Raw genomic sequence first — 23,355 nt, forward strand, 5'->3', positions numbered from 1 at the left:
TTAGTCTAACATGTCCAGAATGAGGAAGGGTGGATTCCAATTTCGACAGAAGTATGACATTTTTAAGCTGGATTGTTAAGGGAATGTAAAGATTGTTCCACTTCTATTTACAATTCGTTAATAAAGTCAACATAATAAGTATGCTAATACATAACGCGTGATGGAGGTATACAATGTAATGGAAGTGAATTGGCAGGAATTGATTTTTCAATTTGTAGGAGGTCTTGGTATCTTCCTATTCGCCATAAAGTATATGGGAGATGGGTTGCAAAAAGCGGCAGGGGACAGACTGCGGAGCATCTTGGATCGCTTTACGACAAACCCGTTTATGGGTGTGCTTGTCGGGATTATCGTAACAGTGCTCATTCAGTCGAGTTCAGGTACAACTGTCATTACGGTCGGATTGGTGAGTGCCGGCTTTATGACTTTACGCCAGGCAATCGGTGTCATTATGGGTGCGAATATTGGAACGACAATTACAGCATTTATTATCGGTCTAGATGTAGGTGCTTACGCATTACCAATTATGGCGCTAGGCGCAGTTCTTATTTTCTTCTTTAAAAAGAATTCCGTAAAGAATTTAGGAGAGGTCGTTTTCGGCTTTGGTGGTCTATTTCTTGGGTTAGAACTAATGAGTGCAGGGATGAAACCGCTAAGATCGTTGGAAGTATTTTCTGATTTTACTGTTTCGATGGCGGAGCATCCAGTGCTCGGAGTCGTGGCGGGAACTGTTTTTACACTTATCGTCCAAAGCTCTAGTGCGACAGTCGGGATATTGCAAGGATTGTATGCAGAAAATCTTGTATCGTTGCAAGCTGCTTTACCAATCCTGTTTGGTGATAATATTGGAACGACAATCACAGCCGTTCTTGCGTCAATCGGTGCATCTGTTGCAGCAAGAAGAGCAGCAGCGGCACATGTCCTTTTCAACGTTGTCGGTACAGTCGTATTCATGATTCTTCTATATCCGTTTACACTTTACGTTGAGTGGATTTCCGGCCTTCTTGCTTTAGAGAATAAAATGCAAATCGCATTTGCTCACGGTACATTCAACGTGATAAATACTGTTATACAATTTCCATTAATCGGCGCTTGGGCGTTGCTTGTAACGAAAGTAATTCCCGGCAAAGATGTTACAATTGAATACAAACCAAAACATTTGGATCCGAATTTCATTAACCAGTCTCCTTCAGTCGCAATTGGACAAGCGAAGGAAGAAATTATTAGGATGGGTGATTTCGCAGTTCAAGGTTTACAAGAGACTTACGAATACTTAAAAACGAGCAATAAGCGCAATGCCGAAACTGCATATCAAATTGAGGATGCAATTAATAATCTCGATCGAAAAATTACAGATTATCTCGTCGATATTTCTGCCGTCAATATTTCTCCAGTTGAATCTGCAAGGCACGTCATGCTTATGGACACGGTTCGAGATATTGAACGGATTGGAGATCACTTCGAAAACATTATAGAATTAATCGATTTCAGAGAAGTGAACCGAGTGAAATTAACCGAAGATGCAATGAATGATTTGACCGAAATGTTTACGTTGACAATTGCCACTGTCGATAAAGCAATACGCTCACTTGACATGAATGATGTTGAGTTGGCGAAAGAAGTTGCTGAACAAGAAGCGTTAATCGATAAAATGGAACGTAAATTTAGGAAAAACCATATTGTCCGCTTAAATGAAGGACATTGTTCTGCGCAAGCGGGAATGGTTTTTGTCGACATCGTATCGAATCTAGAACGTATTGGCGATCATGCTGTAAACATTGCAGAAGCGATATTAGGCAGACGCGTATAAAGGGAATGTTCAACCAGTGGAATTTTTCCACTGGTTGTTCCCATATAATTCATTTCAATTGAATGACCTACTTAATTTTGATAATGTTAAAAGTGTAGGGTAAATTATGAATCAATCGAGGAGGAATGGACAAATGGCTTACAAATTACCAGAACTACCATATGCATACGATGCATTGGAGCCTCACATCGACAAAGAAACGATGAACATCCATCACACGAAGCATCACAATACGTATGTGACAAACGTGAATAATGCATTGGAAGGGCATGCAGATTTGGCTTCCAAATCTATTGAAGAGCTTATTTCCGATTTGGATGCTGTTCCGGAAAACATCCGTACGGCTGTCCGTAACAATGGGGGCGGTCATGCGAACCATACGTTCTTCTGGAATATCCTTTCACCAAACGGCGGCGGGAATCCAACGGGCGCACTTGCTGAAGCAATTGATAAGAAATTTGGTAGCTTTGAAGCTTTCAAAGAGGAATTTGCAAAAGCGGCTGCAACTCGCTTTGGTTCAGGATGGGCTTGGCTCGTTTCGAATAACGGAGAGCTTGAAATTATGTCAACTCCTAACCAAGATTCCCCATTAATGGAAGGGAAGACTCCAGTTCTTGGGCTTGACGTTTGGGAGCATGCATACTACTTGAACTACCAAAACAGACGTCCAGATTACGTTTCTGCATTTTGGAACGTAGTAAATTGGGACGAGGTCGCTAAAAACTTCGGTTAATAATCGATTATAATGCAACCAATCATATATCCTGTTCGTCAGGATATATGATTCAGAGTGTAGACAAAGTCGTTCTTTGACTTTGTCTACACTCTTTTTTAGGAAAATAGTAATGGGCAGGAATTTCCTCAGCCTGATTGAAAACGCTTGTCAGCCTAGGCGCGAAGTGGAGCGAAGACGCGAATAGAACTAAAGTTCATGAGCGGACGAGCGACACGAGCAACAACGGATGCGAGCGTTTGTCAACAGGCTGAAGCATATATCCTGTTCGTCAGGATATATGCTTTTTATGTTTAGAATGCTATAATTCAATCTGAACTAATTAAGTAAGGGGAATACATATGAAAAAGCCGATGCGAAAAGTGGACCAAGCAAAAATTCGTCAACGTAAACATATTGCCTTCAGGATGAATCTTCTTTTCTTCTCGATCTTCATCCTCTTTTCTTTGCTCATTTTTCGACTTGGGTACTTACAAATCGTCAAAGGCGAAGATTATACGAGACTATTGGAGAGGACCGAGGAAATTGCAGTAAACACAAGTGTTCCTCGTGGCCGAATTTATGACAGGACAGGAAAGGTCCTCGTCGACAATAAACCTATGAATGCCATAACCTATACGAAAACGAGTTCAACAACGTCGCGGGAAATGTTGGAGATCGCGGAAGAACTTTCTAAATTAATTCATCAGGATACAAAAAGGGTCACAATTGGCGATAAGCGCGATTTCTGGATTTTATTGAATCCCGAAGAAGCAAAAGCGAAAGTCAGTGCTGAAGAACTGAAGGAAATTGCCAAAGACGGAACTGTTTCTAAACATGATATCCAACGCGAAGTGAATCGATTGACGCGTGAAAGAATTACGGACGAAGAGTTAAATTCATTTACAGAACATGAACTCGAAGTGCTTGCTATCTATCGAGAAATGATGTCGGGGTATGCGTACTCCCCTCAAATAATAAAGAGTGGAAATGTTACAGAAGAAGAGTTTGCAGCCGTATCGGAACGGTTGGACGATTTCAAGGGGGTCAATACGACAACCGATTGGGATCGAGTGAAATTCTCTAGTAGTACGATCCTCGGAACGATGACAAGTCCGATAGAAGGGATTCCACGGAGCCATCTTGACTATTATTTAGCTAGAGATTATTCAAGGAATGACCGGATTGGACGGAGCTATTTCGAACAATATTATGAAGAGTTGTTAAAAGGGCAAAAGACGATCGTGAAAAATGTGAAGGATCGAACTGGACGTGTCATTGAAACTAAAACGGTAAGGGAAGGGGAACCAGGCAAGGATCTCGTTTTATCGATGGACAGTGACTTGCAGGAATCATTAGAGGAACTGCTCTCAGAAAAGCTTCTCGAATTGAAGAAGGACTCGAGATCTGGTTTGCTCGACAGTGCATTTCTCGTCATGATGGACCCGAATAATGGGGAATTGCTTTCATTAGTAGGGAAACGAGTAGTGAAAGATGAGGATTCTGGAAGATGGGAAGTGCGGGATTATGCTTACGGAACATTTACGTCTGCCTATGAAGCCGGTTCGACTGTTAAGATGGCGACTGTTTTGACTGGGTATAGCGAAGGGGTGTTGTCGGTCGGAGAAGTGAAAATCGACGAACCGATGAATATTGCTGGTTTACCTAAACGATCCCTTTTCAATCAGAACGGCCGGGTAGCTGTCGACGATATAACAGCGCTCGGGAGGTCTTCTAACGTTTATATGTTCCAAATCGCCATTTCATTAGGAAACGCAGTATACAGACCTTATAAGGCTCTTCCAATTGACCTCGCTGGATTCGATAGGCTTCGTAACGCGTACGCCTCCTTTGGCTTAGGGGTGAAAACGGGAATCGATTTGCCAGGAGAGTATTCAGGTGTCACAGGAACGGATACACGTTCTGGTAAGTTGCTTGACTTTGCAATCGGTCAATTTGACACGTACACTCCGCTGCAACTTGCTCAATACGTATCGACTGTAGCGAACGGCGGATACCGAGTTGCACCGAAAGTGTTAAAGGAAATAAGGGAACCGTCCAAAGATGGTGAAACGCTTGGTGCTTTGTTGCAGGAGACGGAAGTGAAAGTGCTAAATCGCATTAACAATACGGAAAAAGAGATTGAACAAGTTAAAAAAGGGATGCAGTACGTGTATTACGGACCGAATGGAACCGCGCCAAATCTATTTAACGGCGCATCGTATACGGCTGCCGGAAAAACGGGTACTGCCCAAACTTCTTATTATGGGCATGACAGAAGTAAATATGGGATGGCGTCTATTAACTTGACGCATGTCGGATTTGCCCCAGCAGAGAACCCAGAAGTGGCTTATGCGGTTGTCATTCCGTACGCTTCGACGGACCGAAGCAATTACCGTACCCAAAGCAGGGCAATGAGTGAGATTGTCAGAACCTCATTGGACATCTATTTTGATTTGAAAGAGGAACGGGAGAAGGCTAATGCTCCTGAAACGACTGATCATAAAATAGATCGCCGATTTGAAACGGAAAAAGAAAAGGATGAGAAGTGAGAAAAGCTGCCACGTCGCTTAGCGAAGGGCAGCTTTTCTTCTTATCTATTTTTCGTGTTCGTAATAATTCGAGCGATCGTGCCAATGTCCATCGACGTATCAATTTCGTGCTCGCCGATTTGAATGCGACCAGCTAAGTTGTTGTCAATTAAGAATTGCTCTAGTTCATTCGCGCTACCAATTATCCGAGCTCGCTCAAGTTTATTAGCTACAGTTGATGACGTCGAACCAGCTTCAATTGTAAGGATTATTTTAGTGACGGGCATTTCTTCGTTAATCGATTCTGATTCTTGTTCCGTCTCCCCCACTCCATCATTCGAATTGTAATTTTCAGCTACATCTTCAAGAGAAGGTGATTGCATTTGAGCGACTGCAAGTTCTTTCTTCACATTGTCCAATTCAGTTTGCAAGTCTTCTAGCTGCGACTCATACTGTTTACTATCCATTTGCTCAGTAGTAGAATTTGTGTAATAAAGGATCCCACCCGCAAGGATGCAGCCAATTCCAACTCCCCTAAAAATATCTTTCATCATAAGGCGACTCCCCTTGACTTCAACACGTTCATTACTTCTTCATTGGAAAGAGAAGAGCGCTTGGCGATTTCGGGAATTGAATAACCTTGAGCTTTTAAGGACAAGATTTGATTGACAATAATTTCGTGAATCGGTTTCGATTTCTTTCGTTGTGGCCCTTGAGGAACTGGTCCAACACCGATCATTAATTCCTCTTCAACTGCTTTCAGGCGCTTTTTCAATTGATTCGTCTCTTGGTGGAGGCTGATTGAAATGTTTTCTATATCCTCTTCGCTTTTGCGCCCTGACCTACCGACGAAAAATGATAAAATGATGGAAATTAGGCCGATGCCTAGTAAAATTAATTCAATATCCACGATTGAACAACCTCCGGGAATAAATTACTTTGCTCCCATCGTATCACAAGCTTCTTCGGAATGTAATTTGAAACTTTCTACTTTACATACCCGTATGATATGGTACAATTGAAAAGTCGTATAAATCATGCTCATATTAATTTATATTGCCAATGAGTGGGAGGGACAACAATGCGCGTAAATATTACACTTGCTTGCACAGAATGTGGAGAGCGTAATTATATTACAAAGAAAAACAAGCGTAACAATCCGGAACGTCTTGAAATGAAAAAATATTGCTCACGTGAAAAGAAACAAACTTTGCACCGTGAAACGAAATAATCGCTCATGCCAAAACTCTTCGCGGGTTTTGGTTTTTTATTTCAGAATGGAGGGAATACTTCTATGAGTAAATTGTCCAAACGTAAACTGATGTTAACAGTTATGAAAGATATGAATCCTTCTGAACATGCAAGTAAATCTGCTGCGATTTTAGAGCGTCTCTATACATGCGAAGAATATGCATCAGCTCGGACGATTGGTGTGACGATATCACGCTTTCCCGAAGTAGATACATATCCGTTAATTGAATTTGCATGGAAATCGGGAAAACGAGTTGCCGTTCCGAAGTGCATTCCTGAAACGAGAGAGATGGACTTTAGACTTATTACGTCGATGAGTGACCTTGAGACGGTCTATATGGATTTAAAAGAACCGATTGTCGAGCGAACTGTATCCATCGGCAAAAGTGAAATTGGCCTCCAAGTAGTTCCCGGTGTCGTATTCTCAGATGAAGGATTTAGAATCGGTTTTGGTGGCGGATATTATGATCGCTATTTGACTAATTACGATGGGAATCGAGTGTCCCTTGCTTTTGAAATTCAGACATCGCAACTAGTGCCTATTGAAGAACATGACATTCCAGTCAATAAGATAATTACTGAAAATCGAGTGATACAATGTCGGAAGATGCGTGATACGAAATGACTGATTTTCTTAATGTCTTGCAACTTCTTAAGCGTTTCGGCATTTTTATATATACGGGGAATCAACGAACAGATATCGAAATGATGATGACTGAAGTGATGGAGCTATATGAAAATGGTTTAATCATGAAAGAGGACTACTTATCCTCGTTACTAATATTGAAAAAAGAATTAAGCAGAAGAACGGATTAAAATTTACAAATTGAACTTCCATCAAGTTTTTTAGATTAAAATGAAACTTTTTTATGTCTCGTCCGTCTATTATATGTAGTGCATGTACAAATGGTAGGGTGAATTTACAAAGATAGGCTTCAATTTAGAAAGGAAGATTTAGTATGAAAAAAGTAACTTGGCCCAAACATTCCGTACTCGTCATTGCTATTATTGCAACATGGCTGACAACGTATTTTGGCTATATCACTAGCTTTAATATGAAAATTGATAATGTGATGCAGGAATTCATTCTTTTCATGAATCCTCTTAGTTTCCTATTATTCATATACGGTTTGGCCTTATTTATTAAGAGTGCGAAACGGCGCAACATCTATATATTTTCGGTCAGTTTGGTTACATCAATTATTATGTTTAGTAACGCGGTATTTTATCGGTTTTTCAGCGATTTCATTACGCTACCGCTTTTATTTCAAACGAGCAACTTTGGCGACTTATCGTCTTCAATCGGAGCGAATGTGCATCTAATGGATATTACATTCTTTGCTGATGTCATTATCGTTGCCTTAGCTGTCAAATTCATTAAGACATCTGAAAGCTCTAGTTCAATAAGCCAAAGGAGCATTGGGCGCAAGCTCTATTTCGTCGTGTCTGCAACTGTTCTTATGATCAATTTAGGATTGGCAGAAGCTCAACGCCCTCAATTGTTAACAAGGAGCTTTGACAGAGAACTGCTTGTTAAGAATATAGGGACGTACAATTACCATATTTATGACTTGTTCATTCAATCGAAAACGCATGCACAACGAGCGCTTGCTGATGGAAGTGAACTGACTGAGGTAGCGAACTATATTAATGCGAATTATGCTGAACCAGACCCGGAAATGTTTGGAGTTGCTGAAGGACGCAATGTTATTTTCGTCTCTTTGGAATCACTCCAAAACTTCGTCATTAACAACGATATGAATGGCTATGAAATCACGCCATTCCTTAATGAGCTCACAAAAGATTCGGATACATTCTATTTCAATAATTTCTATCATCAAACGGGGTTAGGTAAAACTTCCGACTCGGAATTTATCGTGGAAAACTCGTTATATGGTAGGAATGGTGGAGCTGTCTTTTTCACGAATAGCGGAAATACATTTAATTCCATGTCTAACAGGTTAGGCGAAAACGGATACTTTACTAGCGTCATGCACGCTAACAACCGAAGCTTCTGGAATAGAGATATTATGTATCAAGCTTTAGGTATCCAAAAATTTTATGATGTCGAGAGCTATACTATTGAAGAAGGGCAAGCGGTCAATTGGGGAATGAAAGATATTCCTTTCTTTGAACAGTCCGTGGAAATCATGAAGACGATGCCTCAACCGTTTTCAACGCGTATGATTACATTGACGAACCATCATCCATTTGATTTGGATGAAGAAGATATGATTATTCCGCCGTATGATTCCAACTCGAAAACATTGAACAAATATTTCCAAGCAGTCCGCTATATGGATGAGGCGGTAAAAATATTTTTCGATGACTTGAAAGAAAGCGGCTTGTATGATAATTCCATAATTGTTATGTACGGTGACCATTATGGTATTTCAGAAAACCATAATAGAGCAATGGGCATGTACTTGGATAAGGAAATTACTCCGTTTGATAATGTCGAATTGCAAAAAGTGCCGATGTTCATTCACATTCCTGGTTACGGAAAAGGAAAAACAGTCGAAGAGCTTTCCGGCCAGTTAGATATAAGACCGACAGTCCTACATTTGCTCGGAATTGATACGAAAGAAGACATGCAAATGGGTGCTGACATATTCTCGCCTGATCACGAGCCATTCGTCATTTTTAGAGACGGACGTTTTGTAACTGAGAATATGATTTACGCTCATGAAGTTTGTTATGATGTCAATACAGGGGAAGAAACTGACGGTGAAGCGTGTGAGCCTTATATCGAGCGAGCTACGAATGAACTTGGCTACTCTGACTTGATTATTAATGGAGATTTGCTCAGGTTCATGTATAACGAAGAGGAATAAGCCGATAACGACTAAGTTCTGCACGGGTTCGTTTACCGTGCAGATATTTTTTTGAGAAAGACGGAAGGGGATGGTTTGATGAGAGAAAAATTGTCGATGCTTGCGATAATCTTCTTGATGTTGTCCGGCTGTTCGATACAGAAGGAACCACCGATTGTGCAGCCTGGTGGTATCGAAGAACCGGACAATCTTGTAGAAGAGCCAGCAGAGCCGCCCACACCCCATGTATTTACAGCGTCTGCTTCCAACTTTCATTTCATAGCAGGTTGGCTGGATGATACTCAAATTTTGTACGTTGAGAAACATGGTGCATTTTATAAAGTAAATTATTTTGATATTGCAACTGGAGAATCCGGGTTAGTATATGAGGAAGAATCATTCATAATCGATGTCCTCATTCATCCTTCCCGTGATTATTTATTAGTACATACGAGCGAGGATCCTGCATCGGCAATTATTAAGGTCGTCGGCATGGATGGCGTTGTGAAGCATCGAGTGGAAATTGATTCGACGGAGCTTGCCATTGAATGGAATCGCACAAACCCGGAAAAAATATTGCTTACAGCATTTCATGAAGATTGGTCTTTTGATTTATTCGTTTTTGATGGTTTTGACGATAGTCTTTCCATCATTGAACTGGACGACCCATTTCCTAAATGGGCAGGGGAGAACAATATCATGAGCTTATTGTTTGAAGATCATCCGCTAGACGGAGGAGAGATACAGTTATTCCGATTGGATACAGGGGCGGTCGAGATGACTGGAATTGGAAATGTTATCTATTTTGATCAGTTTAACGATTCTTTTTTTCTAGACGTGCAGGCTCTTGACTCAGAAGAATTTACGTACACAATTAGAACGTTTGACGCGAATGTCGTATCTAGGTGGACGTTACCTGCCATTAGCAACTATTCGGAGTGGGTTGTCCCTACGGTTGAATGGATTGATTCGAATCGTCTCATTGTGAAAAGTGCGGAGAAAAGCGGTCAGTTGGATGAAATGGCGAGCGGGTTTAATTTATATATGTTTGAAGAAGGAAATTCTGAGTTGCTTTTGAGAGGATTGGATGCTGGACCGTTAAACTGCTCACCATCTGGACGTTATTGTTTAAGTGGCTATACATCTGAAGAATTGATTGACGTGGAAACGAAGGAAAAACATAAGTGGATTATATTTGATAACTAAAAACATCCCCAGCCAATTGATGGAGGGGATGTTTTTACATAACGTATTACAATGTTTGCGGATATCCTTGGAAGACAATTGTTGCGATTGTAAAACCGCCAAAGATAACGGCAGCTGCAATATTGAACAAAATGCTTAGCACATTACGTTCTTTGAAAGCTTGTACAGTACCAATTACAGCAAAGATAGCAACAAGACCGAAAATTACCATTAAGATGTTCATGCAAAAGACACTCCTTTCAATAGAGAAAAAAATGAATGCCGAATTAGCAATATTCCTCCTTCATTGTACTGTTTCCTGTAAAGTTTGTCGAGGCATATAAATGACAATTGTTTGAAATCTGGTTAGAAGTTCATTACTATCAAGGGGAGGAGGCGAAAAGAATGCTAGAAATACGTACATATCCGTTAGGTCCAATTCAAACGAATTGTTATTTCGTATTGAATGATGAAGGAGAATGCTTGGTTATCGATCCAGGAGAAGAAGGGGATCGTATTATTACTGAAATTGAACAATTGGAAGTGCGACCACTTGCAATCCTATTGACGCACGCGCATTTTGACCATATCGGGGCGGTAGATCGAGTCAGGAATTACTTTGACATACCGGTCCATATTCATGAAGCTGAGCGCGAATGGCTTGGAAATCCAGATTTGAACGGGTCCTCAAGGTACCCTGGACTACCTCTTGTGGAAAATCAGGGAGCAAATTATTTTCTAGAGGATGGTGAATTGCAGATAGGGTCTTTTCAATTGGAGGCCCGTCATACGCCGGGGCATTCTCCTGGTAGCGTCTCGTTCATTTTCAAAGAGGCAGAAATTGCCGTTGTAGGAGATACGTTATTCAAAGGCAGTATAGGGAGAACTGATTTACCTGGAGGCGATACCGCGACGTTACTTCAGTCCATCCATGATAAACTGTTGTCATTGGATGATGACTTCCTCATTTATCCAGGTCACGGTCCATCCACTACCCCGGGAGAGGAAAAATATTCGAACCCATTTTTAAACGGTTTCTAATAAAGTTAAACACCAAATTAGATCTTACAACGAAATCACACAGGAAATAGAAAAAACAGCCGGAATGGCTGTTTTTTTCTTTAGGACGATCAGTGTCCTCCACCTGGTACGTGAATGAATGTCGCATAGTAGCTGAATCCTACCATAAAAATCATTAGGTAAGCTCCGAACATGTACATATACATACGCTCTGTTAGATTCAAAAATCCAAGCAGCAGGAAGAAAATAGTACTTGCGATGAAGATGACGGAAGCTGTCATCATCCCACCGACGAAAAACATTACAGCGAAAATGCCAGTCCAAAAACCGCATAGCTTGAACATGTTATCCATAAGTGCGTCCCTCCTTAACGTAAAACAATACAATGATCTCTTATTCATTATAATAGATAGGAACTGGAAAAGTAAACTCCAATCAAGTCAAGATTGTGACAAATGCATGGAGTGCAAATATATTGACCTGCTTAAAAAATCATTTTTGAGTGGAAAATGCCTATTAAATTTCGAATTTAAGCCGAAAACGGCGTTTAAAAATTGAATTCACGATATACTATTCCTTTTTCAATTTGTTCGACGTATACTCATTTTAAGGTGAAAAGCGGTCTTTCACCAATTGAAAGAGGGGTGTTCAATGCAAAAACGTGACAATTTCGTAGAGAAGAAGAGCTTTGATCTTTTGGAACGAGCAATTGCAAACGAGGCGACAGACATCCATCTCGTTCCGATGCAAGATCGATATGATATTTGTTTTAAAAAGAATTCTAAACTAGAACGGTCCGGCACATTTCCCCCACAATTGGCCGCCCGCATAATCTCCTTTTTTAAATTTCTCTCCTCACTAGATATTAGCGATAAACGAAAACCACAAAGCGGTTCATTTCATAAAAAAATCCATGATAAAAACTTTTCGTTCCGTGTATCGACGATGCCCTCTATTCAAATGAAAGAAAGTGTTGTTATCCGCATTCAAAGGCATGACCAAATAGTTCCACTTACTAGTCTTTGTATCGAGCCTGTCTGGGAACAAAAACTTCGGCGTGCAGCCGAGGAACGACAAGGGCTCGTCTTATTGACGGGTCCAACTGGAAGCGGAAAAACGACGACAATCTATTCCCTTACTGCCCATTGTGTCAATCAGCTTGAAAGACATGTAATCTCACTTGAAGATCCGGTCGAAAACAATCATTCACATTTACTTCAAGTACAAGTTAATGAAAGGTCCGGGATGACATATGCAGCTGGATTAAAAGCGATACTCAGACATTCCCCGGACGTTATTATGATTGGTGAAATTAGAGATTCTGAAACTGCTAAAACCGCAGTAGCAGCTGCATTAACGGGCCATCTCGTCCTAACGACGGTCCACTCGAAAGATCCGGAAGGCTGCTTCTATAGAATGATGGATTTCGGAATTACTCCCGAAGAATTAAGGCAAACGGTCGTTTGTATATCCGCCCAGCGTCTTATCCGGAAAAAAGATGGTAGCGTCGGGGCGGTGTTTGAAATCGTCCAAGGGGAACTATTGAAATCGATTGCTGACGGAATTATTTCAGGCAAACCTGTAACAGTGCCGAAAGAAATGACGCTCGATGCAATCGCTAAAAAATATAGCTACGAAACAAGGATGCTCCATGGGTAAAGGGGTACGACGGTTAGGTAAGCGATCTATGCCAATCATTCATAATCGTCCAGCGTTTTTAGGAAGGCTCTCAACTCTCATACAAGAAGGGTACACATTTCACGATGGGTTAGTACTGCTCATGCCTCACCATTCTAAACGGTATGATGAATTGCTAATGCAGTCGGAAAAGGATTTGAAAGAAGGCTACGGCGTAACGGATGTTCTTAGAAGGCTTGGATTTTCTTCAAATATCCTTTTGCCTGTCATCATTGCAGAAGTGGATGGAAGGCTGGCGGAGGCGTTAAAAGGAATTGCGGATAGAATGAAGCGCGAGGAAGAGAGAAAGAAGAGGCTGCGAAATCTTCTCCTATATCCGCTTGTCCTTTTTTCGTTCCTTACAATCTTTCTAATCGTTTTTAGAAGTTATTTTCTTCCTAATCTGCAAGTGATGGCAGTTGCGAGGAGTGAGGAGTTAAGCGGCATTGTTTCTATGCTTCCTAAAATTGTATCAGCAATTCCTGACCTACTAATCGGAAGTGGCGTACTATTCATCGTAAGTGCAGGATTCGGTAAATTTCACTATCATAAATTGCCGGCATCGGGAAAACTTCGTTTCCTCATGTCAATTCCTTTTGTCGGTTCACTTTGCTCGAAAACGATAACACGGGACTTTTCAGGTGAGTTAGGAAGCCTGCTTCAAACAGGACTATCTATGCAAGACGCGCTTGACGTATTGGTTGGACAAGGGGTGAATCCAATTCTGAGCGACGTAGCAATGAAAATTAAAGAACATGTTATTTACGGAGAAGACTTCGACGTAGCAATTAAAATGACGAAAGGACTTCGTAATGAATTAAGCGCGTATGCAAAACACGGTTCGGACACGGGGCATTTGGCAAAGGAACTTCTACTGTTTAGTGAAAACCTCGAAGTTATGATTGAAGAGGAATTGGAGAAATGGCTTGCGCTTTTGCAACCTGTATTGTTCACAGTGTTGGCTATATGCATTTTGGCATCTTATCTCGCACTGTTGTTGCCAGTTTACAGTATGTTTGACAATTTCTAAGGAGGAGGAAAGGATTGAAGAAGGTAAAAGGAGAAGATGGATTCACGCTAATTGAAATGATGATTGTTTTGCTTATTATTTCTGTCCTAGTCTTAATCGCAATCCCGAATGTGGCAAAGCATTCGGAGAAGATTGATGAAAAAGGGTGTGAGGCATACGTGAAGATGGTTGAGGGACAAGTAGTAGCATATAAGATGGATAATCCTAACTCGGATCCGTCACTCGATGATCTCATAGCTGGCGATTACTTGCCGAAAGAAGCAAAGTGTCCAGATGGAACAGAACTTACAATAGAAAACGGTAAAGTTACTAAATTAGGAAAATCCGGTTGAAATTGAAAGCGACTAACGAAAACGGATATACATTTCTGGAGATGTTATTAGTGCTAAGTGTCGTCGCTATTATAACAGCTATCATCCTGCCTATAGGTGATCGTTGGATAACGAAACAGAGTGAAGAGGAAGCTCTGTATACATTTATCGCTACGATTCACCATGCGCAAGCTTACGCAATGGCGAACGAAACGTATACGGCGATTAGGTTCCGGAATTCTGGCCGGTCCTACAGTTTGTTCGCGCCTAGTTCGGTGACCTATTTGACTGTCGATTTTCCAGGTGATATGCATTGGGTAAGCAGCAGTAATTTAAAGACAATTGAATTTCATCCAAATGGGAATATCGTCAATCCGGGAACAATGATTTTGAGGTCATCTACGGGAGACAAGAAGTTGACATTGCAACTACAGCATGGGAGAGTGCTTGTATATGAGCAATGAAAAAGGTTATTCTTGGCCAGAAACGATTTTGTCACTTGTCATAGTAACTGTCATATTCGGAACATTGTTACCCCTTTATTCCCATATGTCAGTACGATTAGAAATGAAGAGGTTAAGTATGCATGCGGCGGAATCTGCCTATCACGGTGCCATCCTCTATAATGCATACGGAATGGTGGCGGGGACGAACCGAGTAGATAAGACTGTATACAACTGGGTTGTTGAAAGCGAAAGAATCTGTGTAACCTATCATTACATAGAAAAGGAAGTCGTGGAATGCATAGCTTTCTAAAATGTCGCAATGAGTCTGGATACACTCTTATAGAAGCGCTGTTTCAGTTGCTGATTATGGCTGTACTCCTCCATTTTGTCGTCCTATTCCTATACTGGAAAATGCCAGTAGAGCGTCAGTTGAAAGATTACTACGAAACAGAATGGGAGCTGTTTGCAATTGAACTGCAATCGTTACTAGTCGATGTTGAAAACTTCGATGTGCTAATCGGTAATAGGGCCGTTTCCTTTTTCAATGATAGAGGGAAAATCCATGTCGAACAAAACGGTTATGTCATACGTAAACGGGTGAATGAAAGCGGCCATGTGCCACTCTTCACGAATGTATCGAACGTGTTTTTCGCCCAGGATGAACATGAATTGAACGTTGAAGTAACCATGCTTGACGGAAGGAAGCGGGAAAGGAGGTTTGTGATTGGAATGCACCAAGAATGAGGAAGGAGCCGTTTTAGCAGCTTCGATAATTTTACTATTTCTCGTTAGCCTCTTTCTTTTTACTATCGTTTCATGGCATAGTAATCTATACAGAACATTCGATTCAATCGAACACTATTACGAGAAAGAAACAACAAAGTTCATGAGGCAAGGCGGGTAGTAAATATGAAGAGAGTATACTTAGTCGGTTTTATGGGAAGCGGCAAAAGTGCAATTGGCAAACGATTAGGGGCATTGCTGCATATACCTTTTTACGATATGGATACGGAAATATCCAAGCGGACAGGCATGACAATCCCTCAAATTTTTGAAACATATGGTGAGGAAAGATTTAGGGAAATGGAAACGGAGTTCCTGCGAAATTTTGAAGATGAATTTTGTATCATTGCGACTGGTGGAGGCGTTGCAATGAGAAAAGTAAATAGGGAAATTATGAGAAGGACAGGGCTTGTCTTTTTCTTGAATTCCACTTTTCGTGATATTTGGCGTAGGATTTCCACGGATCAAAATCGACCAATTGTTCAACGTTCCTCTAAAAGTGAATTGGAGATGCTCTTTCACAGTAGACGTCCATTATATTTGCAAAGCGCCCATTTCAAAGTTGAGACGGCAAATAGAACATTAAACGAGATTACACAATACATCGCATCGCAAATTAATAGATTAAAAAACTGGTAAACTGTATAACTGAAATATCTGATGGTTAAAACACGAATGATGTTCACGGCAATCTATTTTTCATTCGTGATTATAATAATAGATCAAAAACAATTGCGCTTTCAAAATTGAAATGTTAAGATATAAGGCGAAAGGACGTTTATTCGTCTGAATTTTAATCTTTTTCAATTGTATATAGGCGGATGATTGGATGGGGAGAGCACGCATTGGGCGTCGCCGAAGGAGCAAGTAACGGAAGTTATGAATCTCTCAGGTAAAAAGACTCATTCATGACGCGTCTCTGGAGAGCGCCGATCTATTCGGCCACCAAAGAGGAAAGCCGCAAGGTCAAACTTTCAGGTACACGGACAGAGGTTCTCTTATTCAAGGGGACTTCTGTCTTTTTTTATCATTCATTTCAAGGGGGATATGGCTTTGACAGAAACTTTGAAACGTACCGCACTATTTGATAGTTATCAACAGTACGGTGGAAAGACGATTGATTTCGGAGGTTGGGAACTGCCAGTTCAGTTTTCTAGTATTAAAGCTGAACATGAAGCAGTTCGAACAAAAGCAGGCCTATTTGACGTTTCGCATATGGGTGAGGTTTTTGTTTCGGGTGCAGATGCACTTTCCTATCTACAAGGGCTCGTTACAAACGACGTCTCTAAATTGAAGGACGGGCAGGCGCAATATACTGCAATGTGTTACGAGAATGGCGGTACAATAGATGATTTGCTCATCTACAAAAGGAAAGAGAATGATTACTTGCTCGTCGTAAACGCTTCTAATGTTGAAAAGGACGTCGAGTGGATGAAGAAGCATGTAACTGGGGAAGTGGTCATCGATGACCGTTCTAGCGAATTCGGTTTGCTTGCATTACAAGGGCCGAAAGCGCAAGAAGTATTGCAAAAGTTAACTTCCGAACCTTTGGATGAAATTAAGTTCTTCCGTTTTAAAGAAGATGTCGATATTTCCGGACACCGGGTTCTCGTTTCACGGACAGGCTACACTGGTGAAGACGGTTTTGAAATTTACGGGTCGCCTGAATCGATTGTCGCTCTATGGGCAGTCATTTTGAAAGCGGGAGAAGAAGAAGGTGTTGTGCCTGCTGGATTAGGTGCGCGTGATACTTTACGCTTCGAAGCGGGGTTGCCGCTTTACGGCCAAGAATTGTCAAAAGACATATCACCGCTTGAGGCAGGATTAGGATTTGTCGTGAAACTCAATAAAGAAGTAGACTTCATAGGCAAAGAAGCACTCGCAGCACAAAAAGCGAACGGTGTTCCAAGAAAGCTTGTCGGTCTTGAAATGATTGATAAGGGAATTCCACGGACTGGCTATAAAGTATTCATCGGTGAAGATGAGATTGGGGAAGTAACAACCGGAACTCAATCGCCGACATTGAAAAAGAATATTGGATTCGCCTTACTTGCAACTGAACATACAGCAGAAGGAACTGAAGTTGAAGTTGAAATTAGAGGCAAACGACTAAAAGCGGTATTAATTGCTACACCTTTCTATAAACGATAAATGAATGAAGAGGAGATATGTGACATGAAGCATCGTTATATCCCTATGACGGATACGGATCGTAGAGAAATGCTATCGGCGATCGGAATTGCAACGGTTGATGAACTTTTCGAAGATATTCCTGAAAAAGTTCGTTTTAAAGGTGAATTGAACATTAAAGAAGCGAAGTCTGAGTCGGCATTAATGAAGGAGCTTGCGCAGCTTGCAGCGAAAAACGCAGATGCGCGTACATATGCATCTTTCCTTGGAGCTGGCGTGTATGACCACTACAAGCCTATTATCGTAGATCACGTCATTTCGCGATCTGAATTTTATACAGCTTATACACCGTACCAACCTGAAATCTCCCAAGGTGAATTGCAAGCTATTTTCGAATTCCAAACGATGATTTGCGAATTGACAGGCATGGACCTTGCAAACTCTTCAATGTATGATGGCGGGACGGCACTTGCCGAAGCTGGTAATCTCGCTGCCGGACATACACGTCGTAAGAAACTTTTAATATCCGAGACAGTCCATCCGGAATCGCGTGATGTCGTGGCTACTTATGCAGCTGGCCAATCGATTGAAGTCGTGACAATCCCGCAAAAGGACGGTGTCACTGATATCTCAATGCTTGAGGAGTTAATGGATGATAATACAGCAGCTGTTCTCGTTCAATATCCGAACTTCTTCGGCCAAGTTGAAGACATCGAAAAAATTGGTGAATTGGCTCATGAAAAAGGTGGTCTTTTCGTCGTCTCGGCCAATCCGCTTTCACTTGGCGTGTTGACACCACCTGGAAAACTAGGGGCAGATATTACAGTTGGCGATGCACAACCATTTGGTATTTCGGAACAATTTGGAGGTCCGCATTGCGGCTATTTCGCGACGACTAAGAAATTGATGCGTAAAGTACCTGGTAGATTAGTTGGAGAGACAATTGATGACCAAGGAAGACGTGGGTACGTATTGACGCTTCAGGCGCGTGAGCAACATATCCGTCGCGATAAAGCGACATCCAATATTTGTTCAAATCAGGCGTTAAATGCGCTTGCTGCTTCTGTAGCGATGACCGCTTTAGGAAAAGCCGGCGTAAAAGAGATTGCTTATCAAAATATCGCAAAAACTGCTTATGCGAAAAGCGCATTTGAAAAAGCAGGATTTACAGTAAAGTACAGTGGTGCACATTTCAATGAAATTGTTGTAGACTGCAAACAGCCTGTTCAAGAAGTGAATGCAAAGCTTCTTGAAAAAGGAATCATTGGTGGCTATGACCTCGGTTTGACATACCCTGAACTTGCTAATCATGCTTTACTTGCAGTTACTGAGCAACGTACAAAAGAAGAAATCGATGCATTAGTGCAGGAAATGGAGGCCCTTCATGCATAAAGATAACCAACCGCTCATTTTTGAATTGACGAAAGAAGGCAGAATTGGCTATAGCTTAACTGAGCTTGATGTGCCTGAAATCGATCTTTCCAGTCATTTGCCAAATGGATACATTCGTGAAGAGGATGCTGAACTTCCTGAAGTTTCGGAGCTAGATATTATGCGACACTATACAGCTCTATCCAACCGTAACCACGGGGTTGATACGGGCTTCTATCCGCTCGGCTCGTGCACGATGAAATACAATCCGAAAATAAACGAAGCTGTAGCTCGTTTCCCTGGATTCGCAAATATTCACCCATTGCAAGATGAATCGACTGTACAAGGTGCAATGGAAATGATGTATGATCTACAAGAACATTTATCCGAAATTACCGGAATGGCTGAAGTAACGCTTCAACCTGCTGCAGGTGCACATGGAGAATGGGCGGCTCTTATGATGATTCGCGCTTTCCACGAAGCGAATGGGGAAGGCCATCGAACGAAAGTACTCGTTCCGGACTCTGCTCATGGTACAAACCCTGCATCCGCAACGGTTGCTGGTTTTGACACAGTTACAGTTAAGTCAAATGAATTTGGACTTGTCGATATTGAAGATTTGAAAGCAAAAGTCGGACCGGATACAGCTGCGCTTATGCTAACAAATCCAAATACGCTAGGGCTATTTGAGGAAGAAATCCTTCAAATGGCTGAAATTGTACACGGCGTAGGCGGGAAGTTGTATTATGACGGAGCGAACTTGAATGCTGTCATGGCAAAAGCGCGTCCAGGAGATATGGGCTTTGATGCTGTACACTTGAACTTGCATAAGACTTTTACAGGTCCTCACGGTGGCGGTGGTCCAGGTTCAGGCCCAGTAGGTGTGACGGCGGAATTGGCTCCATTCTTACCGAAACCAATCCTTGTAAAGGAAGAAGACCGTTATACATTTAACTACGACATTCCTCAATCGATCGGCCGTGTGAAGCCGTTCTATGGAAACTTTGGTATCTATTTACGTGCATACACATACATCCGTTCAATGGGTCCAGATGGCTTGAAAGCTGTTACGGAAAACGCGGTATTGAATGCGAACTACATGATGCGCAAACTAGAGCCTTATTTCGACCTGCCTTACACACAACATTGTAAGCACGAATTCGTATTATCGGGACGCCGTCAGAAGCAATTAGGTGTACGGACGTTGGATATGGCAAAACGCTTGCTCGATTTCGGCTACCATCCGCCTACGATCTACTTCCCTCTGAACGTTGAAGAGGCAATTATGATTGAACCGACGGAAACAGAGTCGAAGGAGACGCTTGATGCGTTCATCGATGCAATGATCCAAATTGCAAACGAAGTCGAAGAAAATCCTGAAATTGTTCAGGAGGCACCTCATACGACGGTCATCGGTCGTCTTGATGAGACGAAAGCGGCTCGTCAACCTGTATTGCGCTACATTAAAGAAGAAGAGCTTGTGAATGTTTAAATAGAATAAAGAAAGGAGAGGCCCCGTAATAGGGTCTCTCCTTTATTGTTTTGAAGTATGCTTATTTGCTTTTTACTTTGCCTGTCCACGTGCGGAAGCCGCCTTGTAGTTGGTAAAGTTGAGTATATTCCTTTTTCTTAAGGAACAATGCTGCACGAGAACTTTTACCGGTATTTTGATCATATAAATAGACCGGTTTGTCGGGACGGATCTCTTTGTAACGTTGACGGAATTGTGAATATGGAATATTGCGGGCACCTAAAATATGTCCTGCTTCAAATTCTTTTGGCTCTCGCACATCAATCAATTGAGCTTTCCGATATCCTTCGATAAACTGCTCTTGCGTCAAATTCGTTACCGCTTTTCGAAGACGCAGCATCATAATGACGAAGTATAAAATCAAAATTAGTACAACTGCACCTAAAACATAGTAATTCACAACCGCTTTTCCCCCTTCGATATTTAGCTCCATTATATAGAATGAGAGGCGTATGTTCAATGGGAATGATTTTTTTCGAACATGCCAAAACCATATGCTGTAACTTTTAAAAAATCAATACTTATTTGAGCGAGCTGTTCATGATACGATGAAGATATTGTGTGTGAAAAAGTTCGACACAAATAGACATAGGGATGTTAAAATGAAAAACGTTATTATGAAAGGGGAATTGTAGTTTGGCACAAACTCCATGGCATTTTATTAACTCAGGTAAGTGTTCACCTTCCTACAATATGGCACTTGATGAGGCACTACTCGAATGGCACAGTAGGGGAGAGATTGGACCAGTTCTACGATTTTATGAATGGGAGCCTGCAACTTTATCGATTGGCTACTTCCAGAGAGTCGAAAAAGAAATTGATATGGAAGCGGTCGAAAAGCATGGCCTCGGTTTCGTACGTCGGCCGACCGGTGGAAGAGGAGTCCTGCACGAACATGAACTTACATATAGCGTGATTGTTACTGAAGAATATCCTGGAATGCCGGAAACTGTCACAGAAGCCTATCGCGTCATTTCTGGGGGGCTTTTGGAAGGCTTCCGTAACCTCGGTCTACATGCTGAATTTTCATTGCCAAAGTCAAAAGAGCAGAACGATCACATGAAAATGCCGAAAAGCGCTGTTTGTTTCGATGCCCCAAGCTCTTATGAACTCGTCGTGGAAGGGAAGAAGGTGGCGGGAAGCGCTCAAACTAGGCAGAAAGGTGTGATTTTACAACATGGGGCAATCCTCTTAGGTTTGGACGAAGACAAATTGGTATCTTTGTTTAAGTTTGAGTCCGAAGAAAGTCGTAAGCGTATGCGTGAAATTCTGCCTGAAAAAGCGGTTGCAATCAATCGATTGACAGACCGTGTTATCTTAATGGAAGAGTGTGTAGACGCTTTTGCGAAAGGTTTTGAAACAGCTTTGGATATCATTCTTCAACCGATGGAACTTACGGAAGAACAACACTTATTTGTAAAAGAAATCGAACGGAAAAAATATGCGAATAAAGACTGGACTTTTAGGAAATGACAGTAGAACTTTTGAATTATTTTTCGAGTTGAATCGCATAATATCAACCTCCGTAAAATGACAATAAATCTTACCATTGCGGCAGGTTTCAATATGTAGTAGATTAGGGGATAGAAACAACACAACATGTTGTGTTGGTAAAATATATAAGAGGGAGGATGCGTAAATGGTTGTTGTATCTAAACATCAAGAGCCGACTCTGAATAAGGCGCGGTTGAATGCAGATATTGCTGGATTCCCGCAAGTGCATCCAATAACAGAAGATATGAAAATCGAGCATAGTGGTGTATCCCGTCTCGTCATGATCGATCGTTATTCTTTTAAGGATACTGAAAAGAAAACGCTGAAAGTCGGTGATTTCGTCGTATTGACGGTAAAGGAGGACCCGAAGTTTCCGGCAAGGGGTCTTGGGTTCATTACAGCACTTGATGAAAAAAATCGAAAAGCGGATATTTGGATTGAAAAGGAATACCGAACTGCAATCGACAATCCAGTGGAACAGGAATCGGGGATCATTACAAGACCGATTGACGTTATCGAAAAACCGCTTGAAGTATTTTATGAGCAGATTGCAAAACGAAATGCGACAGGGCTCGCATCTGTTGAAAAGACGGAAGAGCAACGGAATGCTTCATTCGAGCGGTTCTATGGACAACTGTCTAAAATGAACTTCATTCCAGCGGGTCGTGTATTGTACGGGGCTGGATCTGATACGGAAGTGACATTTTTCAACTGTTACGTCATGCCGTTCGTGGCGGATTCCCGTGAAGGCATATCCGATCACCGTAAACAAGTAATGGAGATTATGAGCCGTGGCGGCGGCGTTGGAACGAACGGTTCGACATTGCGACCGCGCAACACGCTTGCACGAGGCGTCAATGGTAAATCGTCCGGTTCAGTATCGTGGCTTGACGACATTGCGAAATTGACACATCTTGTCGAACAAGGCGGATCAAGACGTGGTAAATTTGTGTGCCTCGTCTATAAATAAACCTCGTGAATTGCTGGAAACTCTTTTATGACTTGTCGGCTACAACGTAACTGGAAACGGTAAGCGTGAATGCTTGAAAACGATGAGGGGATAAAGACAATCAGCAGCCAAGCTCCTGTCGAATGGAGAAGGTTCAACGGCCATCGAAAGCACACTTTTGTGGAAGCGAGTAGAGTAGGGATTAAGCAATCCCGAAGCGCGAGGGTACTCTTTAAGGGTACAAGATATGGTCTGAACTCTAAGGTGACTTGGAGAGTTGATGTAGCGAATCAACGTAACTAGAAATTTTT

General features: G+C 41.7%; 25 protein-coding genes, 1 pseudogene and 1 riboswitch. Of the genes and pseudogenes, 21 read left to right on the plus strand and 5 right to left on the minus strand.

The window, feature by feature from the left end:
- Positions 1-178 precede the first annotated feature (178 nt).
- From QM454_RS12715 to QM454_RS12725, 3 genes are all read left to right on the plus strand, one after another.
- Positions 179-1,810, plus strand: coding sequence for a Na/Pi cotransporter family protein (locus tag QM454_RS12715; protein WP_432358592.1), 1,632 nt, complete (start codon positions 179-181; stop codon positions 1,808-1,810).
- 133 nt (positions 1,811-1,943) lie between these two features.
- The gene (gene sodA, locus QM454_RS12720; protein ID WP_432358594.1) at positions 1,944-2,543 is read left to right on the plus strand and encodes a superoxide dismutase SodA; all 600 of its coding nucleotides are present in this window, start codon (positions 1,944-1,946) and stop codon (positions 2,541-2,543) included.
- A gap of 341 nt (positions 2,544-2,884) precedes the next feature.
- The gene (locus tag QM454_RS12725; RefSeq protein ID WP_432358596.1) at positions 2,885-5,074 is read left to right on the plus strand and encodes a peptidoglycan D,D-transpeptidase FtsI family protein; all 2,190 of its coding nucleotides are present in this window, start codon (positions 2,885-2,887) and stop codon (positions 5,072-5,074) included.
- A gap of 41 nt (positions 5,075-5,115) precedes the next feature.
- Here QM454_RS12725 and QM454_RS12730 read toward each other — a convergent pair whose 3' ends face one another.
- Positions 5,116-5,607 carry a hypothetical protein gene (locus QM454_RS12730; protein ID WP_432358598.1) on the minus strand — a complete coding sequence of 164 codons (492 nt, stop codon included), beginning with the start codon at positions 5,605-5,607 and terminating at the stop codon, positions 5,116-5,118.
- The gene (locus QM454_RS12735) at positions 5,604-5,963 is read right to left on the minus strand and encodes a hypothetical protein (protein ID WP_432358600.1); all 360 of its coding nucleotides are present in this window, start codon (positions 5,961-5,963) and stop codon (positions 5,604-5,606) included. The genes QM454_RS12730 and QM454_RS12735 overlap by 4 nt, the downstream gene beginning before the upstream one ends.
- A gap of 171 nt (positions 5,964-6,134) precedes the next feature.
- On the opposite strand from QM454_RS12735, the gene rpmG reads away from it, so the two are divergent.
- The 5 genes from rpmG to QM454_RS12760 all read left to right on the plus strand — a co-directional run bounded on the left by rpmG (position 6,135) and on the right by QM454_RS12760 (position 10,323).
- Positions 6,135-6,284, plus strand: a complete 150-nt coding sequence (rpmG, locus tag QM454_RS12740; RefSeq protein WP_060210366.1) for a 50S ribosomal protein L33 — start codon at positions 6,135-6,137, stop codon at positions 6,282-6,284.
- Between the two features lie 63 nt (positions 6,285-6,347).
- The gene (locus QM454_RS12745) at positions 6,348-6,929 is read left to right on the plus strand and encodes a 5-formyltetrahydrofolate cyclo-ligase (protein WP_432358602.1); all 582 of its coding nucleotides are present in this window, start codon (positions 6,348-6,350) and stop codon (positions 6,927-6,929) included.
- The gene (locus QM454_RS12750; RefSeq protein WP_432358603.1) at positions 6,926-7,120 is read left to right on the plus strand and encodes a YqgQ family protein; all 195 of its coding nucleotides are present in this window, start codon (positions 6,926-6,928) and stop codon (positions 7,118-7,120) included. Before QM454_RS12745 ends, QM454_RS12750 begins: the two co-directional genes overlap by 4 nt.
- Before the next feature lie 143 nt (positions 7,121-7,263).
- The gene (locus QM454_RS12755) at positions 7,264-9,138 is read left to right on the plus strand and encodes an LTA synthase family protein (RefSeq protein ID WP_432358605.1); all 1,875 of its coding nucleotides are present in this window, start codon (positions 7,264-7,266) and stop codon (positions 9,136-9,138) included.
- 78 nt (positions 9,139-9,216) lie between these two features.
- The gene (locus QM454_RS12760; protein ID WP_432358606.1) at positions 9,217-10,323 is read left to right on the plus strand and encodes a hypothetical protein; all 1,107 of its coding nucleotides are present in this window, start codon (positions 9,217-9,219) and stop codon (positions 10,321-10,323) included.
- Positions 10,324-10,369: 46 nt separating this feature from the next.
- Here QM454_RS12760 and QM454_RS12765 read toward each other — a convergent pair whose 3' ends face one another.
- Complete coding sequence (locus QM454_RS12765) at positions 10,370-10,546, minus strand: DUF2759 family protein (RefSeq protein WP_432358608.1); 177 nt, start codon at positions 10,544-10,546, stop codon at positions 10,370-10,372.
- 161 nt (positions 10,547-10,707) lie between these two features.
- On the opposite strand from QM454_RS12765, the gene QM454_RS12770 reads away from it, so the two are divergent.
- Positions 10,708-11,343, plus strand: coding sequence for an MBL fold metallo-hydrolase (locus QM454_RS12770; RefSeq protein ID WP_432358609.1), 636 nt, complete (start codon positions 10,708-10,710; stop codon positions 11,341-11,343).
- Positions 11,344-11,432: 89 nt separating this feature from the next.
- Here QM454_RS12770 and QM454_RS12775 read toward each other — a convergent pair whose 3' ends face one another.
- Complete coding sequence (locus QM454_RS12775; RefSeq protein WP_432358611.1) at positions 11,433-11,675, minus strand: DUF2626 family protein; 243 nt, start codon at positions 11,673-11,675, stop codon at positions 11,433-11,435.
- 298 nt (positions 11,676-11,973) lie between these two features.
- Between QM454_RS12775 and comGA the strand changes: the two genes are divergently transcribed.
- The 10 genes from comGA to gcvPB all read left to right on the plus strand — a co-directional run bounded on the left by comGA (position 11,974) and on the right by gcvPB (position 20,562).
- The gene (gene comGA, locus QM454_RS12780) at positions 11,974-12,981 is read left to right on the plus strand and encodes a competence type IV pilus ATPase ComGA (protein WP_432358613.1); all 1,008 of its coding nucleotides are present in this window, start codon (positions 11,974-11,976) and stop codon (positions 12,979-12,981) included.
- Complete coding sequence (gene comGB / locus QM454_RS12785) at positions 12,974-14,029, plus strand: competence type IV pilus assembly protein ComGB (RefSeq protein ID WP_432358615.1); 1,056 nt, start codon at positions 12,974-12,976, stop codon at positions 14,027-14,029. Before comGA ends, comGB begins: the two co-directional genes overlap by 8 nt.
- Positions 14,030-14,043: 14 nt before the next feature.
- A complete protein-coding gene (gene comGC, locus QM454_RS12790; RefSeq protein WP_432358617.1) occupies positions 14,044-14,361 on the plus strand; it encodes a competence type IV pilus major pilin ComGC in 318 nt (105 codons plus the stop codon).
- Complete coding sequence (comGD, locus tag QM454_RS12795) at positions 14,358-14,804, plus strand: competence type IV pilus minor pilin ComGD (RefSeq protein ID WP_432358619.1); 447 nt, start codon at positions 14,358-14,360, stop codon at positions 14,802-14,804. The genes comGC and comGD overlap by 4 nt, the downstream gene beginning before the upstream one ends.
- Positions 14,794-15,096: a hypothetical protein gene (locus tag QM454_RS12800; protein ID WP_432358621.1), complete on the plus strand. Its 303-nt coding sequence runs from the start codon at positions 14,794-14,796 to the stop codon at positions 15,094-15,096. Before comGD ends, QM454_RS12800 begins: the two co-directional genes overlap by 11 nt.
- Complete coding sequence (gene comGF / locus QM454_RS12805) at positions 15,081-15,530, plus strand: competence type IV pilus minor pilin ComGF (RefSeq protein WP_432358622.1); 450 nt, start codon at positions 15,081-15,083, stop codon at positions 15,528-15,530. Before QM454_RS12800 ends, comGF begins: the two co-directional genes overlap by 16 nt.
- Positions 15,531-15,695: 165 nt before the next feature.
- Positions 15,696-16,208 carry a shikimate kinase gene (locus QM454_RS12810; RefSeq protein WP_432358624.1) on the plus strand — a complete coding sequence of 171 codons (513 nt, stop codon included), beginning with the start codon at positions 15,696-15,698 and terminating at the stop codon, positions 16,206-16,208.
- Between the two features lie 182 nt (positions 16,209-16,390).
- A riboswitch (glycine riboswitch) is annotated at positions 16,391-16,483 on the plus strand.
- Positions 16,484-16,616: 133 nt separating this feature from the next.
- Entirely contained in the window at positions 16,617-17,720 is a 1,104-nt protein-coding gene (gene gcvT, locus QM454_RS12815; protein ID WP_432358625.1) for a glycine cleavage system aminomethyltransferase GcvT, read from the plus strand.
- Between the two features lie 24 nt (positions 17,721-17,744).
- Positions 17,745-19,091, plus strand: coding sequence for an aminomethyl-transferring glycine dehydrogenase subunit GcvPA (gene gcvPA / locus QM454_RS12820; RefSeq protein WP_432358627.1), 1,347 nt, complete (start codon positions 17,745-17,747; stop codon positions 19,089-19,091).
- Positions 19,084-20,562: an aminomethyl-transferring glycine dehydrogenase subunit GcvPB gene (gene gcvPB, locus QM454_RS12825; protein ID WP_432358629.1), complete on the plus strand. Its 1,479-nt coding sequence runs from the start codon at positions 19,084-19,086 to the stop codon at positions 20,560-20,562. The genes gcvPA and gcvPB overlap by 8 nt, the downstream gene beginning before the upstream one ends.
- A gap of 61 nt (positions 20,563-20,623) precedes the next feature.
- Here gcvPB and QM454_RS12830 read toward each other — a convergent pair whose 3' ends face one another.
- Positions 20,624-20,944, minus strand: a complete 321-nt coding sequence (locus QM454_RS12830; RefSeq protein WP_432364001.1) for a rhodanese-like domain-containing protein — start codon at positions 20,942-20,944, stop codon at positions 20,624-20,626.
- A 293-nt stretch (positions 20,945-21,237) separates the two neighbouring features.
- Here QM454_RS12830 and QM454_RS12835 point away from each other — a divergent pair, with 293 nt between their 5' ends.
- Positions 21,238-22,074 (plus strand): lipoate--protein ligase family protein, encoded by an 837-nt coding sequence (locus QM454_RS12835; RefSeq protein ID WP_432358631.1) that lies wholly within the window; start codon positions 21,238-21,240, stop codon positions 22,072-22,074.
- Between the two features lie 166 nt (positions 22,075-22,240).
- A pseudogene (locus tag QM454_RS12840) lies at positions 22,241-23,038 on the plus strand (ribonucleotide reductase N-terminal alpha domain-containing protein); the annotation flags it as partial.
- Between the last annotated feature and the right edge of the window lie 317 nt (positions 23,039-23,355).

Source organism: Sporosarcina sp. UB5, from assembly GCF_050859005.1.
Lineage (GTDB): Bacteria > Bacillota > Bacilli > Bacillales_A > Planococcaceae > Sporosarcina.